This is a genomic window from Streptomyces sp. NPDC005302 (assembly GCF_040607345.1).
Lineage (GTDB): Bacteria > Actinomycetota > Actinomycetes > Streptomycetales > Streptomycetaceae > Streptomyces.
Genome location: NZ_JBEXGN010000034.1, coordinates 16594 through 32222 on the forward strand (window position 1 = coordinate 16594; position 15629 = coordinate 32222).

The 15629-nt window shown below is 73.1% G+C and carries 11 protein-coding genes; 6 read left to right on the top strand and 5 right to left on the bottom strand.

Translation table 11 applies throughout. The annotated features are described in order from the left end of the window. Position 1: 1 nt before the first annotated feature. The 3 genes from ABZT74_RS32595 to ABZT74_RS32605 form a co-directional block, all read right to left on the bottom strand. On the bottom strand, positions 2 to 1492 hold the full coding sequence (locus tag ABZT74_RS32595) for a DUF5719 family protein (protein WP_356440833.1): 1491 nt from the start codon (positions 1490 to 1492) through the stop codon (positions 2 to 4). After that, positions 1489 to 5178, bottom strand: coding sequence for a glycosyltransferase (locus ABZT74_RS32600; RefSeq protein WP_356440836.1), 3690 nt, complete (start codon positions 5176 to 5178; stop codon positions 1489 to 1491). Before ABZT74_RS32600 ends, ABZT74_RS32595 begins: the two co-directional genes overlap by 4 nt. A 275-nt stretch (positions 5179 to 5453) precedes the next feature. Then, a complete protein-coding gene (locus tag ABZT74_RS32605; protein WP_010986447.1) occupies positions 5454 to 5717 on the bottom strand; it encodes a WhiB family transcriptional regulator in 264 nt (87 codons plus the stop codon). A gap of 732 nt (positions 5718 to 6449) precedes the next feature. Between ABZT74_RS32605 and ABZT74_RS32610 the strand changes: the two genes are divergently transcribed. The 4 genes from ABZT74_RS32610 (at position 6450) to ABZT74_RS32625 (ending at position 10444) form a co-directional block, all read left to right on the top strand. Continuing rightward, positions 6450 to 6974, top strand: coding sequence for a cysteine dioxygenase family protein (locus tag ABZT74_RS32610; RefSeq protein WP_355872176.1), 525 nt, complete (start codon positions 6450 to 6452; stop codon positions 6972 to 6974). Between the two features lie 42 nt (positions 6975 to 7016). Continuing rightward, positions 7017 to 8000, top strand: coding sequence for a 2-phospho-L-lactate transferase (gene cofD / locus ABZT74_RS32615; RefSeq protein ID WP_356172165.1), 984 nt, complete (start codon positions 7017 to 7019; stop codon positions 7998 to 8000). 5 nt (positions 8001 to 8005) lie between these two features. After that, positions 8006 to 9349 (top strand): coenzyme F420-0:L-glutamate ligase, encoded by a 1344-nt coding sequence (locus ABZT74_RS32620; RefSeq protein ID WP_356172407.1) that lies wholly within the window; start codon positions 8006 to 8008, stop codon positions 9347 to 9349. A gap of 93 nt (positions 9350 to 9442) precedes the next feature. Then, positions 9443 to 10444 (top strand): DNA-3-methyladenine glycosylase 2 family protein, encoded by a 1002-nt coding sequence (locus tag ABZT74_RS32625; protein ID WP_355872181.1) that lies wholly within the window; start codon positions 9443 to 9445, stop codon positions 10442 to 10444. A 98-nt stretch (positions 10445 to 10542) separates the two neighbouring features. On the opposite strand, the gene ABZT74_RS32630 is transcribed toward ABZT74_RS32625, so the two are convergent. Both ABZT74_RS32630 and ABZT74_RS32635 read right to left on the bottom strand, forming a co-directional pair. Beyond that, a complete protein-coding gene (locus ABZT74_RS32630) occupies positions 10543 to 11625 on the bottom strand; it encodes an NDP-sugar synthase (protein ID WP_356172168.1) in 1083 nt (360 codons plus the stop codon). Positions 11626 to 11812: 187 nt separating this feature from the next. Beyond that, the gene (locus tag ABZT74_RS32635) at positions 11813 to 13222 is read right to left on the bottom strand and encodes a peptidoglycan recognition protein (protein WP_356440840.1); all 1410 of its coding nucleotides are present in this window, start codon (positions 13220 to 13222) and stop codon (positions 11813 to 11815) included. 128 nt (positions 13223 to 13350) lie between these two features. On the opposite strand from ABZT74_RS32635, the gene ABZT74_RS32640 reads away from it, so the two are divergent. Together ABZT74_RS32640 and ABZT74_RS32645 are read left to right on the top strand one after the other, a co-directional pair. Further along, entirely contained in the window at positions 13351 to 14106 is a 756-nt protein-coding gene (locus ABZT74_RS32640) for a TIGR03089 family protein (protein WP_356440843.1), read from the top strand. 139 nt (positions 14107 to 14245) lie between these two features. Further along, positions 14246 to 15520, top strand: coding sequence for an LCP family protein (locus tag ABZT74_RS32645; RefSeq protein ID WP_356440846.1), 1275 nt, complete (start codon positions 14246 to 14248; stop codon positions 15518 to 15520). The last annotated feature ends 109 nt before the right edge of the window (positions 15521 to 15629 follow it).

The window sequence follows — 15629 nt, forward strand, 5'->3', positions numbered from 1 at the left end:
CTCACTTGCCTAGCAGCACCGAGAGATCCTGGTCCGCCTCCGGCACCGAGACCGTGCCCCGGTCGTCCGGGAGGTTCTGGACGGTGAACGCGGGGACGCCGTCCTGCGTCGCGGCCAGCATCCGGGAGGCGTAGACCGGGCCTCCGGAGACCGGCTCGACGGTCAGGGCGTACGTGCCCTTGAGGCCGCTCGGGACCGGTGCCGCGACGTTCTGCGTGGTGCCGCCCTTGATGGTGAACGTCTTCGACACCGCCGTGCCGCCGCCGCTGCCCGCGGACGCGGTGACCTTGACCGTGGCCCCCTTGCCCGGCGCGGTGACCGCGAGGGTGGAGCCCTTGGCGCTGTTGTCGGCCGCCGTCGCGCGCGTGCCGACGGGGGCGGTGGCCGGGATGAACCCGGTCTCCTGACTGTCGCCCTTGCCGCGCACCACCCGCAGGGCGGCGACGACCGGGACGGAGGCATCGCTCGGTGTGAGCACCAGCGAGCCGGCCTCGCCGCGGGTGACGTCCCCGAGGTCGACGGCGGAGGTCATGCCGGCCTTCACGTGCAGCGTCTCGTGGCCCGCCGGGGTGATCAGGCCCGAGGGCGAGGCGAGGCGGACCTTCAGGTCGGCGTCCGTGTCACCGGGCGCGAAGGCGACCAGGCGCACGGAGGTGGCGTCCTTGGGGATGCCCGGCAGGACGAGACTGCCGGCGGGGTCGGCGGAGGCGGCCAGCCAGTCGCCGCCGATCTTGTCGTCCAGCGCCTGCACGGCGGCACCGACACGGCCGCTGCGGACCGTCACGTGCACCGTGAGGTTGGTCTCCGGGTCGCCGGTCAGCGTGTTCAGCAGGATCGGCTCGCTCGCGTGCGGCTGGACCGTGATCCCGTCGGCCACCGTGGACTTGAGGGTGCCGTCCTTGCCGTACAGGTCGATGTCGACGACGGCCGCCGAGTCGTCCGGGTTGGTCAGGTGCACGTAGTCGGTGCGGTCCTCGGCCGTGCTGGCGCCCGGGAACCAGAACTCGGTGTCCGGAGCGGTGCAGTTGGTGCCGAGCAGGCCGCGTCCGGTGCCCACGGCGACGTCGGTGGTCTCCTGGACGGTCCAGCCGGGCGCGAACTTGCCCTCCGCGGTGCCGACGAGTGCGGGTGCCTGGGAGCCCGAGGCGTCACCGGTCGCGGGCTTGCCCGGCTCCTTGACCTGCACCACGGGCTTGGACGCCTTGCCGCCGCTCTTCTTGCCGCCGTCCGACTCCTCGGTGGCCGCCGTCAGTTCGGCCTTGCCGCTGCCGCCCGCGCCTTCCGCGACGGGGGTGAACGACGTGTACGCGGTGTCGGCGATGTCGGAGGTGCTCGGCTGCGGGCAGAGCAGGCTGGTGCGCTCCACGGGCAGCCGCGCGGCCGCCCGTGCCGTGCCGTCCCCGGAGGCGTCCGGCGCCTGCAGGGTGGCGAATCCGGTGACGGCGGCGAGCGCGGTCGCGCCGGCGATCAGGGAAAGGGTGGTGCGGTTCACTGCTGGCTCCCGTCGGGGCGCTCACTGTCGGTGCCGTGCGGCGGGGGCTGCGTGGGGTCGTACGCCGGGTCGTAGCCCTGCTCGCCGTAGCCCTGACCGTGGGTGTCGTACGGGCGGCCGTTCGCGTCGTAGCCCTGGCCGTACGCCGGGTCGTAGGGCGTCGTGCCGCCGTAGGCGTACGGGTCGTACTGGCCGCCCTGGTAGGGGTCCGCCTGGTACGGCTGCTGGTAGCCGCCGGTCGTGTACTCCCCGGTGCCGTCGTACTGCTCGGCGCCGTAGGTGCCGTACTCGGCGCCCGCGTAGCTCGGGGTGTCCCACTCGCCGTACGTCTGCTGGTGCGGGACGGCACCGGCCGGGACCTGCTCGTCCACGGCGGACACGCCGTCGAGGTCCTCGTCGGAACCCTCGGCCTCCGCCTCCGCCTGGGCGCGCAGACGGCGGGCGCGGCGGCCGTCTCCCGTCGCGTCCTGGTCGGGCACGGCCCGCTCCTCGGGCAGGTCGTCGTCGACGTCCCGGCGGCGGCCCGGCAGGGCGAGCACGACGAGGACGAGGGCGAGCGCGCCCTGGGCCCACAGCCAGGCGGTGTGGGTCAGCGGGGCGTCGAAGGTGACGTCCAGCCGGCCTCCGCCCGAGGGCAGTTCGAAGCCCTGCGCCCAGCCGTCGACCGTGGTGCGGGTGAGGGGCTTGCCGTCCAGGGTCGCCGTCCAGCCCGGGTCGGCGCTGTCGGCGAGCCGCAGGACGCGGCCGTCGGCGCCGGTCGGAACGGTGGTGTGCACCTCGACCGCTCCGGCGGCGATGGACTGCGGTTCACCGGAGGCGGGGACGATCGCGGCGCGCGAGACCTGACGGTTGACGCGCCACAGGGCGCTGCCGTCCTGCTGGCTGAGCCGGGTCAGGCCGGGGGTGGCGTCCAGGACGCGGCTCACCTCGCGGGGCGCGCCCTTGCGGACCAGGACGTACCGCACGGCGAAGCCGCCGAGTTCGTCGGCCTGGTCGGCGCCGGAGCCCGCGACGAGGTTGGCGACGACCTTGTCGAGCTTCTTGTTCTCGCCGCCCGCCGAGGCGAGTTCGGCGTCGCCGAGGCGGGCGCCGGAGCCGCGGACGAGCGTGTAGCCGACCTGGGCGGCGGAGCGGCTGTCGAGGACGAGGGTGCGGGCCTGGTCGCGGGTGCCGCTCTCCTCCGCGACGAACGCGGGCACCTGCACCGGGTCGCGGCGCTCCACGGGTCCGTCGGCGCCGCCGATGATCCATCCGGCGGCGATGAGCAGCGGGCCCGCGGCGCAGGCGAAGGCGATGAGCGCGGCGACCGGCTGACGCCAGCCGAAGCTCTGCTCGGCCACCCGCGCGCGGGCTCCGTCGGCTCCGACGGCCGCGGCGGAGAGCAGCGCGAGGCCGTAGACGAGAGTGGCGGGGCCGGCCCAGGTGGAGTTGTTGGACAGGACCGCGAGGACGAGCGCCACCAGGGCGACGATCCAGGCCGTTCTGATCCCCGCCTGGCGTTCGGTGCGCAGCAGGGCCGCGAGGGCGGCGAGCACGACACCGAAGAGCATCAGGCCGCTGACCGTGCCCGGGCCGCCGGGGCTCGCGCCGAGCAGGTCGAGCGCGGTGGCCGCGCTCGCTCCGTACTCCAGGCCGGCTTCCTTGAAGAAGCCGAACGGCAGCAGCGTGAGCGACCAGGGGGCGAGGACCAGCAGCGGGGTGCCGAGCTGGGCGAGGAATCGCGTCCCGTAGGCGGGCAGTTCCCTGCGGCGCACGGCGAGGAGCGCGAGGCCGAGCAGCAGCGCGATGGGCCAGACGATCGGCGTGAACGCCGTGGTGAAGGTCAGCAGCAGGGCGTAGGCCCAGGTGGCGCGCCAGCTGCCGCGCGCTCCCGAGGAGTGCGCGAGACCGCTTGCCGCGACGCCCGCGCGCGCGAGGAGCGGCAGCAGGATCGCGAGGACGGCCGTGCCGATGCGGCCGCCGGCCAGCGCGCCGGTGGCGGCGGGCAGGAAGGCGTAGGCGACGGAGGCCCAGGCGCGCAGCAGGCGCGACTCGACCAGCGGGCGCGAGGCGAAGTAGGCGGCGAAGCCGGCCAGCGGCACGGAGGCCACCAGGAGCACGGTGACCGCGAGTCCGGTGGAACCGAGCAGGACGGTGGCCAGCATCGCGACGAGCGCCAGGTAGGGCGGGGCGGCCTGGGTGTCGCCCGCGCCGACCGGATGCCAGCCGTCGAGATAGCGCGACCAGAGCTCGGAGGCGTCGGACGGTACGGGCAGCAGTGCGCCGCCCGCGAGTGCTCCGCCGCCGAGCAGGGCGCGGCAGGCGAGGAGCGAGACGAACAGGAGGACGAGGAAGACCATCGGGCCGGGGTTGCGCGCGATGCGCTTGAGCCGGGCGAACTGCTCGATCTCCAGGAAGTCGCCGTCGTCGCCGCCGGGTCCGGACTCGACGGCGCCGCCGTGCCGGCCGGCGCCCGTGGTCAGCTCGGCGTCGGAGCGGCCCACCAGATTGCCGGCGACCTGCTCGACGGTGGCCCGCACGGTCGCGCCGGGCGGCGGGAACAGCGCGCGCAGTTCGCCCTTGTCCACCTGGGGGCGGCCGCGCCTGCGCCGGCCCGCGATGATCCGCTCTGGGCGCAGCAGGGTGCCGAGCAGGCCGCGGATCTCGTCGACGGCCTGGCCGGGGACCTTGCCCACGAGATAGGCGACGGTGCGCAGCAGCGTGCCGAGGACGAGGCGGACCAGGATCCAGGGGAGCTGTGCGGTGCGGGCGTTGACGAGGAGGGTGTAGGCGGCGCCCGCCTTGTCGACCTTGTGCGGGGACGCGGAGGTGCGGCCCACGCAGTCGACGGTGCGGCGCTCGCGGGAGGATGCCTCGGCGTGCCGTACGACCGCCTCCGGGGCGACGAGGACGCGGTGGCCGGCGGCCTGCGCGCGCCAGCACAGGTCGACGTCGTCGCGCATCAGGGGCAGGCGGCGGTCGAAGCCGCCGAGCTCCTCGAAGACGTCGCGCCGGACGAGCATGCCGGCGGTGGAGACGGAGAGCACCGGGTGGACGTGGTCGTGCTGTCCCTGGTCCTGCTCGCGGCGGTCGAGACCGGTCCAGCGGCGGCCGGAGTTGGCGATGGTGACGCCGACCTCGAGGAGCTGGCGGCGGTCGTACCAGCCGCGGAGCTTGGGGCCGACGACGGCGACCTCATGGCCCAGTTCGCGTTCGTTCTCCACGACGCGCAGCAGGTGGGCGAGGGCGTCGGGCTCCGGGGCGCTGTCGTCGTGCAGCAGCCAGAGCCACTGCTCGGGCTCGCCGTGCGGAAGGTCCGGCAGGTCGTAGGCGTCGTCGCGCCAGCTGCGCGTGACGGGGTCCCAGCCGCTCGGCCGCTTCAGGTAGGGCAGGTCGTCCGGGGTCAGCAGACCGGCGGTGCGGGTCGCCTCCTCGACGGCCTGGCCGAATCCCGTGCGGCGGGCGAGGTGCAGGACGTGGTCGGCTCCGAGGGCGTCGGTGAGCAGCTGGGCGGAGTCGTCCGCGCTGCCGGTGTCGGCCGCCACCGCGTTCTGCACGGGGCGTTCCTGGCCGAGCAGCCCGGCGAGCGCCTCGGGGAGCCAGCGGGCGCCGTCGTGGGAGACGAGCACCGCGGTCACCACGTGGCGCGGGAACTCAGGGGCGGCAGCTGCGTCGTGACGGGCTGCCGAATGGCTGTGCACGGACATCGAGGTACGGGCCCCGGTTCGATGGACTGCGGTGGACGTCTGTGTCCGGCGGGGACAGCGGGACGTCTCGGACGAGGGCCCACACTAACGGCTGGGCAGGACGACGGCCCGCCGCCTGTGGATAACCCACGTGCGACGGGCCGTTCGTTACGTGAGCGTGTGTGCCGATTGGTCGGCGGCTCCCACGCGTGCGTACGGCTGTTTTCCGTACGCTTTTCCGTGCGACTGCTTTCGGACAGCGTCCTTCTTCGTGCGAGCGCCCCTCGGGCGGTCGTTCAGATGGCGGCCTTCTTGAGACGACGCCGCTCCCGCTCCGACAGACCGCCCCAGATGCCGAACCGCTCGTCGTTGGCGAGCGCGTATTCGAGGCACTCGGAGCGGACTTCACAGGCGAGGCAGACCTTCTTGGCCTCGCGGGTGGAGCCGCCCTTCTCGGGGAAGAAGGACTCGGGGTCGGTCTGGGCGCACAGCGCGCGCTCCTGCCAGCCGAGTTCCTCGTCCGCGTCGTCGACCAGCAGTTGCTGCACCAGCTCGGTCATGTGCGCCCCTCGTCTGTCTTTCGCGTCCCCGTGATGCTGCCGTCACCGATTTCGGCTGAACGACACGAGTGAAATTACAAGTGTGCCGATCCGGGCCAGTCAAGCCGAGATCTGCTATTGGGCCCCTTATTCACTCTGCGGAACCAAGGCTATGCGGAAAGTGTTCAAATCGGCATAAACCCTGACAGCCCAAGGGGTCCGGCCGGACGTCCACTCCCGTTACGGGGGAAGACGGCCAGGAGTTCGATCTCGTTCCGACGCGGACCTCGAAGCGAACCTGATCACATAGGGATCACGGGCTCGCGCTGAGGTTTGTGCGCCCGGTTGTGCGCCATGTGTCCGGAGACCCTGGTGAACAAACCTTTCGCCTGCCAGATGAACCGGATGAGGTGAAACATCCCCCACATATCGGACATGAAGTTGACAGTAAGGGTGTGAAGCGGTGACCTTATGGGCATGCTCGCGAACTTGGCATCCACCTCGACCCGCACCGCCGGGTCCCACGGTGCTGCCCACGTCCGCTGTAGCTGTTGTTGCTGTTCCAGCTGTTGAGCCCTACCGCGCTCCGGCTGCCTCGCCGCCACTGAGGCGAACCCCCGCCCCCTCCGGGCGACCGCCCGCACCAGGGCACTCCCCTCCCGCCCCTCATCCGGGCGTGAACCCCCGCTCGCGACCCGGGCGGAAACGGCCAGCGACACCCCAGCACTCTCCTGCCGAGGAACCACCGCACCCATGAACAGCGACAGCGACCTCCAGATCGCCGGCGACATCCTCGAAGTACCGCACCTGCTCCAGCCGCCGCGCGAACACCCCGTCACCGTGGCCGACTTCGTCGGCATGGCACGCTCCATCGCCGCCGACCGCTCCCAGTGGGAGCACCTCGTCGAGTACGACGCCGCCTCACGCTGGTACCACCGGCTGCGCACCGGACCCGGCTACGAGGTCTGGCTGCTGTCCTGGGTGCCCGGCCAGGGCAGCGGGCTGCACGACCACGGCGGCTCCTCCGGCGTACTGACCGTCCTCGACGGCGCGCTGACCGAGCGCACGGAGCGCGGCACACGCGCCCTGGGCTCCGGCGCGCAGCGGGTGTTCGCGCCCGGCTACGCCCACGAGGTCGTCAACGACTCGCTCGAAGGGGCCGTCAGCCTGCACGTCTACTACCCGGGCCTCACCGAGATGCCGATGCACGCGGCGCGCTGCGCGGTCGCCGCGAGCGTGGCGCCGGACGACGCCCCCGCCGGGGCCGAGGTCGCGTGACCGGCTGACACGTTGTCGGCGCCGCCTGCAAGACTGAACCCCATGCGCATTGTGGTTCTGGCAGGCGGTATCGGTGGTGCACGGTTCCTGCGTGGTCTCCAGCGGGCCGTCCCGGACGCGGACATCACGGTCATCGGCAACACCGGCGACGACATCCACCTCTTCGGGCTGAAGGTCTGCCCGGACCTCGACACGGTGATGTACACGCTCGGCGGCGGCATCAACGAGGAGCAGGGCTGGGGCCGTGCCGACGAGACCTTCCATCTGAAGGAGGAGCTCGCGGCGTACGGGGTCGGACCGGAGTGGTTCGGGCTCGGCGACCGCGACTTCGCGACGCACATCGTGCGGACGCAGATGCTCGGCGCGGGTTATCCGCTCAGCGCCGTCACCGAGGCGCTCTGCGACCGGTGGAAGCCCGGCGTGCGGCTCATCCCCATGTCGGACGACCGCGTCGAGACGCACGTCGCCGTCACGCTGCCCGACGGCGACCCGGCCGGCGGCGCCGGCGAGCGCAAGGTGATCCACTTCCAGGAGTACTGGGTGCGGCTGCGGGCCTCCGTGCCGGCCGAGGCGATCGTGCCGGTGGGTGCCGAGCAGGCCAAGCCGGCCCCCGGGGTCCTCGAAGCCATCGCCGAGGCCGACGTCATCCTCTTCCCGCCGTCCAACCCGGTCGTCTCCGTCGGCACCATCCTCGCCGTACCCGGCATCCGCGAGGCGATCGCCGAGGCGGGCGTGCCCGTCGTCGGCCTCTCCCCCATCGTCGGCGACGCCCCCGTGCGCGGCATGGCCGACAAGGTGCTCGCCGCTGTCGGCGTCGAGTCCACGGCCGCCGCGGTCGCCGAGCACTACGGCTCGGGACTCCTCGACGGCTGGCTCGTCGACACCGTGGACGCCTCCGTGGTGGAGCGCGTCGAGAGCGCCGGCATCCGCTGCCGGGCCATCCCGCTGATGATGACCGACCTCGACGCGACCGCGCGGATGGCCCGCGAGGCACTCGCCCTGGCGGAGGAGGTACGGACTCCGTGAACACCGTGGACACGCCGGGACCCTCAGGACCGGGAGAGCCGGCGGAGCACACCGCGCCGGGCTACCGGGTCTGGGCGCCGGCCGGACTGCCCGAGGTACGCCCGGGCGACGACCTCGCGAAGCTCATCGCGGCCACCGGGCCCGGCCTGGCCGACGGGGACGTGCTCCTCGTCACCTCCAAGATCGTCTCCAAGGCGGAGGGCCGGATCGTCGAGGCCGCCGACCGCGAGGCCGCCATCGACGCCGAGACCGTCCGGGTCGTGGCCCGCCGCGGCGCGCTGCGCATCGTCGAGAACCGTCAGGGACTCGTGATGGCCGCCGCCGGGGTCGACGCCTCCAACACCCCCGCCGGGACCGTGCTGTTGCTGCCCGAGGACCCCGACGCGTCCGCGCGGACGATCCGCGACGGGCTGCGGGACACCCTCGGGGTCGACGTCGGCGTCGTCGTCACCGACACCTTCGGGCGTCCCTGGCGCACCGGGCTCACCGATGTCGCCATCGGCGCGGCCGGCGTCCAGGTGCTGGACGACCTGCGCGGCGGCACCGACGCGCACGGCAATCCGCTCAGCGCGACCGTCGTCGCCACGGCCGACGAACTCGCCGCCGCCGGTGACCTCGTCAAGGGCAAGGCCTCCGGGCTGCCCGTCGCCGTCGTGCGCGGGCTCGCCCACCTGGTCACCGACGACGACGGCGAGGGGGCGCGGGCCGTCGTCCGGGGCGCCCACGACGACATGTTCCGGCTCGGCACCTCGGAGGCCGTACGCGAAGCGGTCACCCAGCGGCGTACGGTCCGGGCCTTCACGGACGAGCCCGTCGACCCCGGTGCCGTGCGCCGGGCGGTCGCCGCCGCCGTGACCGCCCCCGCGCCGCACCACACCACCCCCTGGCGGTTCGTGCTGCTGGAGTCGCGGGAGTCGCGGACCCGGCTGCTCGACGCCATGCGGGACGCGTGGACCGCCGACCTGCGGGCCGACGGCAGGAGCGAGGAGTCCGTCGCCAAGCGGGTCCGCCGCGGCGACGTGCTGCGCAAGGCGCCGTTCCTCGTGGTGCCCTGCCTGGTCATGGACGGCTCCCACACGTACGGGGACGCCCGGCGGGACGGCGCCGAGCGCGAGATGTTCGTGGTCGCCACCGGCGCGGGCGTGCAGAACTTCCTGGTCGCCCTGGCCGGCGAACGGCTCGGCTCCGCCTGGGTGTCGTCGACGATGTTCTGCCGAGACGTCGTCCGCGAGGCGCTGGACCTCCCGGCGAACTGGGACCCGATGGGCGCGGTGGCCGTGGGCCACGCGGCCGAGGCGCCCCGGGACCGCCCGGCGCGCGACGCGGAGGCGTTCATCGCGGTGCGGTGAGCCGTCCCGAGCGTGGTCCGGCGAACAGTGCGGTTCCGGCCACGCGAGCGCCTACCCTCGTAGGGCACCCCGAGTACCCCGAGGACCTCATTCGTGGCTGGACGTTTCGCTCCCCGGCCGACGCGTACGACCGTGCGCGGCGGGCATGTCGTGGTGCCCGGCGGGGTGCCACGGCAGGCCGCCGAGCCCGCCCGCGTCCGCGACTGGACCCCTGAGGGGCCGCTCGACCTCGGGCTGGTGCTCGGGCCGCTGCGCCGCGGCCCCGGCGATCCGACGTTCCGTACGACGCCCGACGGCTCGGTGTGGCGGGTCTGCCGCACTCCCGCCGGGCCCGGCACCCTGCGCGTCACGCCGGGCGGCGGGACGGCCCGGGGCGAGGCCTGGGGACCGGGCGCCGACTGGCTGCTCGACCGGCTCCCCGAGCTGCTCGGCGCGGCCGACGACCCCGACGCCTTCGAACCCCGGCACCGCCTCCTCGCGGTCACCCGGCACCGGCGCCCGGGGCTGCGGCTGGTGCGCACCGGGCTCGTGATGGAGTCGCTGATCCCGTCCGTCCTGGAACAGAAGGTCACCACCGACGAGGCGTACCGGGCGTGGCGCCTGCTCGTCCGGAAGTTCGGCGAGCCCGCGCCGGGTCCCGCGCCCGAGCACATGTACGTCATGCCGGCGCCCCGGACCTGGGCGCTGATCCCGTCGTGGGAGTGGCACCGCGCCGGTGTCGACGACAAACGCGCGTCCACCGTCCTGCGGGCCGTACGGGTCGCTCCCCGGCTGGAGGAGGCCGTGCGGCTCGATCCCGAGCGGGCGCGGGAGCGGCTGGAGCTGGTGTCCGGGATCGGGCCCTGGACCTCCGCGGAGGTCGTGCAGCGCAGCCACGGCGCGGCCGACTGCGTGACCGTGGGGGATCTTCATCTGCCGGGGATCGTGGGGTACGCGCTCGCCGGGGACCGGGACGCGGACGACGCGGTGATGCTGGAGCTGCTGGAGCCGTATGCCGGGCAGCGGCATCGGGCCGCGCGGCTGATCCTGCTGTCGGGCCGGGCGCCGGCGCGGCGCGTACCGAAGATGCCCCGGGGTGACATCGGGAAGCTCTAGGCGGGGCACCGGAGGGCTGAAAGACAGCGAGCGCCGGAGGGGTGGAGTCGCCCCTCCGGCTGCGCGCGCTTCCTTCTTGCCGGTCCTACCGGCTGGTCCTACTGGTCCGACGAGAAGCGCAGTGCTCCCGCGGGGATGTGGGCGTCGCACCAGATGCGGACCCCGTCGCGGAGTTCGTTGTCGGCGCCGACGGTCGCGCCGTCGCCGATGACCGCCCCCGTGAGGATCGTGCGCTCGCCGATGCGGGCACCGAGACCGACGAGGGAGTCGGTGACGACCGCGCCGGGTTCGACGACGGCTCCGGCGAGGATCGTGCTGCCGGAGATCCGCGCGCCCTCGCCGATCCGGGCGCCCTCGCAGACGACCGTGCCGCCGGTGAGCTTGGCGTCGGGGGCGACCGTCGCCGTCGGCAGGATCAGGCGGTCGCCGCAGCGGCCGGGGACCGCCGGGGAGGGAGCACGGCCGAGGACGAGGTCGGCGGAGCCGCGGACGAAGGCCTGCGGGGTGCCCAGGTCCAGCCAGTACGTGGAGTCCACCATGCCCTGGAGGTGGGCGCCGGTGGCCAGCAGCTCCGGGAACGTCTCGCGCTCGACGGAGACCGGCCGGCCCTCGGGGATGGTGTCGATGACCGAGCGGCGGAAGACGTACGCCCCCGCGTTGATCTGGTCGGTGACGATCTCCTCGGGGGTCTGCGGCTTCTCGAGGAACGCGGTGACGCGGCCGGTGGAGTCCGTGGGGACGAGCCCGAACGCGCGCGGGTCCTGGACGCGGGTGAGGTGCAGCGAGACGTCCGCGCCCGTCGTCTCGTGGGTCGACACGAGGGCCGGGATGTCCAGTCCGGTGAGGATGTCGCCGTTGAAGATCAGGACGGGTTCGTCGGGGCCCGAGCGGAGCCGGGACGCCACGTTGCGGATGGCACCGCCGGTGCCGAGCGGCTCCTCCTCGGTGACGTACTCGAGATGGAGGCCCAGCGAGGAGCCGTCGCCGAAGTACGGCTCGAAGACCTCGGCGAGGTAGGACGTCGCCAGCACGATGTGCTCGACGCCCGCCGCGCGGGCCCGCGCGAGCTGGTGCGTGAGGAAGGGGACTCCGGCCGCCGGCACCATCGGCTTGGGCGTGTGCACCGTGAGAGGGCGCAGCCGGGTGCCTCTGCCGCCGACCAGGAGGATCGCTTCTGTCACCTGTCGTCTCTGCTTCCTGCCGGGACCGGCCGAACTGTGTTCCGGCCGGCCAGTGTATGCAGACTGTTCGATCGCGCCTTCGATGGATGTGCGGTCTCCGTCGAGGGACCCGTCTCGTGACGTCAGGTGATCCCCGCCCGGCCCCGGCCGGCCGGGCGGTGCCGGCGCTGCCGGTTCCGGGCCCTGCCTACCGGCCCTGGTAGCGGGCCGCCGTCTTGCGTGCCGAGCCGAGCTTGCCGTAGAGCAGCCGTCCCGGGCACTCCGTGGCGAACCCGTCCCGATGGCCGGAGATCACATTCAGTCGTACGTTCTTTCCCTTTCGGTAGAGATTGCCACCGCCCGACTTCAGGTATGTCTTGCCACGCGGATTGCCACCGTAGAGGCCCAGTTTCCAGGCCGTCAGACGGGCGATGGCCTTGAGCGAGGCGTCGGTCGGCTTCGTGTTCTGGAAGGTGCCGAGAACGGCGATCCCCATGCTGTTCGTGTTGAAGCCGAGGGTGTGGGCGCCCAGGACCGCCTTCGCGACGCCCCCGGCCCGGCCTTCGTAGATGTTTCCGCACTTGTCGACGAGGAAGTTGTAGCCGATGTCACGCCAGCCGCTGCTCACCACGTGGTAGCGGTAGATACTGCGGATGACCGAAGGCACCTGGGAGCAGCTGTAGTTGTTGCCCGACGCCGTGTGGTGCACGAAGGCCGCCTTGACCTTCTTCGTGTAGACGAAGCCGCGCTCCCGCAGGTTCTCGTTGGCACCCCAGCCCTTGCGGGTGATGATGCGCGGGCGGGCGCCGATGTACGGCTTCACCCGCTGTGCGCGGGAGTCCGCGGACAGGTACTGGCGCTCCGTCTCCTCCTGGCTGAGCGGGCCGATCTCGGTGTCGTCGGCAGCCGGGGCCTCGTTCGAATCGGCCGAGTCGTACGAGTCATCCGAGTCGTCCGAGTCGTCCGAGTCGTCCGCGCGTACGCTCCCGGCGCGCGCGGCGCCCGGCGCGCCCGCTGCCCGGTCGCCCGTGCGGCCGGCCGCGCGCCCCGGGGGTCCGCCGGGGTCGATCAGTTCGAGGTGCAGGCCCTTGGGGAGCGGCGTGCCCGGGGCCGTGCCCGCGCGTTCCTCGCCCTCGGGACTCTCCCGGGGTGCCTTGTCCGCGTCGACGCGGACCTCGACGCCGTCCGAGGCGCCGACCCACAGCGGGGCGGTGGCGCCCCGCACGCGCCGTGACGCGCCCTCGGCGGTGTCGGGGTCGGCGCCGTGCTCGTGGTTGTGGGTGTCGACCTCCTGCCAGCCCGACCAGTGGCCGGTGCCGGCCCCCCGGGTGCGGACCTGGACACGACCGCGCAGCTCACTGCCCGGATCGTCCCAGATGACGCCGACCAGGGAGAAGGGCCGGGCGTCGCGGCGGCCGAGGCCCTGTTCGGGCGCGGCGGCACCGAGGGCGCGGTCGCCGGAGAGGGGGACGAGGGGCAGGGACTGGGTGCTGCCGGGGACGGAGGTCTCGGACGTCACCGCCGACGGCCCGGCCTGTGCCGGCGCGGGCAGGGCGAGCGGAAGGGCGAGAGCGGCCGCGCAGGTGACGCCGACCGAGGAAGCAAGGAATCCACGCATGCCCCTGATCTTGGACATAGTCATACATATCTGTCCATCGCGGAATTGACGGTCCGTCGGACGCGTTCCGCCGAACCGGTGGCTCGCGCCGTCCGTGCCGCGTGGCGTCCCCGCGTACGCTTGCGCGCGTGAACGCCACCGACCGCACCCCCGCCGACCTGCTGCGATCCGCGCTCTCCACGGATCCGGCGCGCCCCCTGGTGACCTTCTACGACGACGCGACGGGTGAACGCGTCGAATTGTCCGTGGCCACCTTCGCCAATTGGGTGGCCAAGACGGCCAACCTGCTGCAGGGCGAGCTGTCCGCCGAACCCGGTGAGCGCGTCGCCCTGCTGCTGCCCGCCCACTGGCAGACCGCCGTGTGGCTGCTCGCCTGTTCGTCGGTCGGTGTCGTCGCGGACATCGGGGGCGACCCGGCCACCGCGGACCACGTCGTCGCCGGACCGGGCCGGTTCGAGGACGGGCTCGCCTGCTCCGGCGAGCGGATCGCCCTGTCCCTCGCTCCGCTCGGCCGCCGCTTCCCGACCCCGCCCGCCGGGTACGCCGACTACGCGGTGGAGGTGCCGAGCCAGGGCGACCGGTTCGCGCCGTACCCGCCGGTCGATCCCGAGGAGCCGGCGCTGATCGTCGCCGGGGCCACCTTCACCGGCGCGGAGGTCGTCGAGCAGGCCCGCTCCGAGGCTCCCGGGCTGGATCTGACGGGACCCGGCTCGCGGATCCTGTCGGCGCTCCCGTACGAGACCTGGGAGGGCCTGTCCGCGGGCCTCTACGCACCGCTCGCCACCGGCGGATCGGTGGTGCTGTGCCGCCACCTGGACCAGCTCGGGGACGACCGCCTCGCGCAGCGGATCGAGAGCGAGCGGGTGACCGCGACGGCCCGCTAGCGGGCGCCCCTACGGCCCCGTACCCCCGGGGGTCGTAGCCCGTTCGGCCCATCACCGGCCCCCCTCGCCGGCCACCTCGGGACATGGTCGTAGGAGCAGCAGACACGCTCGTACACCAGGAGGGGTGGTGGATTCCGACGTGACCGACTCCGAAGGCACTCCCTCCGGACGTCCGGAGGGGCCGGTGCAGGGCGCGTCGCCCACCGGGGCCGGGGTGGTCCGCCGGCGCAGGCGCTGGCTGCGCTACACCGCGATCGGCGTGGCGGTGGTGGTGCTCAGCGCGGCGGCGGCCGGCTGGGTCGCCTACGAGAAGCTGAACGGGAACATCACGGCGGACGACGACGCCGCGGCCGAACTCGCCCGGTACGAGAAGGAACGGCCCACCGCGCTGGTGCACGACGCGCAGAACATCCTCATGATCGGGTCGGACTCGCGCTCGGGCGCCGGGAACAAGAAGTACGGCCGCGACTCCGGGACCGAGCGGTCCGACACCACGATCCTGCTGCACCTCGCGGCGGACCGGCGCACCGCCACCGCCATGTCCCTGCCCCGCGACCTGATGGTGGACGTGCCGGGCTGCCGGCGTCCTGACGGCACCCGCACCGAGCCCATGTTCGCGATGTTCAACTACGCGTTCCAGGTGGGTGGTTCGGCCTGCACGATCCGGACCGTCGAGAAGCTCACGAACATCCGCGTCGACCATCACATGGTGGTGGACTTCCACGGCTTCAAGGACATGGTCGACGCGGTGGACGGTGTCGAGGTGTGCCTGAAGAAGCCCATCGACGACAAGGCGGCGAAGCTGAGGCTGCCCGCGGGCAAGGTCGTCCTCGACGGCGAGCAGGCGCTGGGCTACGTGCGCGCCCGCAAGACCATCGGCGACGGCAGCGACACCGACCGCATGGACCGCCAGCAGCGGTTCCTCGGCGCGCTCGTCAACAAGGTGCGCAGCAACGACGTCCTGCTGAACCCGGCGAAGCTGTATCCGGTCCTGGACGCGGCCACCTCCTCGCTCACCACCGACCCGGGCCTCGCGAGCCTGCGCGGTCTGTACGACCTGGTGCGCGGCATGCGGAACATCCCGACGGGGGACGTGCAGTTCCTGACGGTGCCGCGGACGGCGTACGCGCTGAACGCCAACCGGGACCAGCTCGTGGAGCCCGAGGCGACCCAGCTCTTCGAGCGGCTGCGCGCGGACGAGCCCGTGACGGTCACGAAGGAGTCCGCCGAGAAGGCCGCCGAGGGCCCGTCCGCGCATTCCGCAACTCCGTACGAGAACTCCCCCCTTCGTCACCAGGCGCGGTCGAACAGCGACGGTGGGTCGATGCTGTTGCGGCCGGTCGCCTCTACAGGAACGCCTGATCCGGCGCCGACTTTCCGGGGTAACACCGCGGCCGAGGACGCCTGCGGGTAAAGGGGGCGCCAAGGTGGGGAACAGCTGAGCTAAGAAGTCTCTGAGAAATAGGGCGGATTGCCCGGTTGTAGGGACGCTGAATTTGTCACGGTCGTGGCTCGCCGCCGAA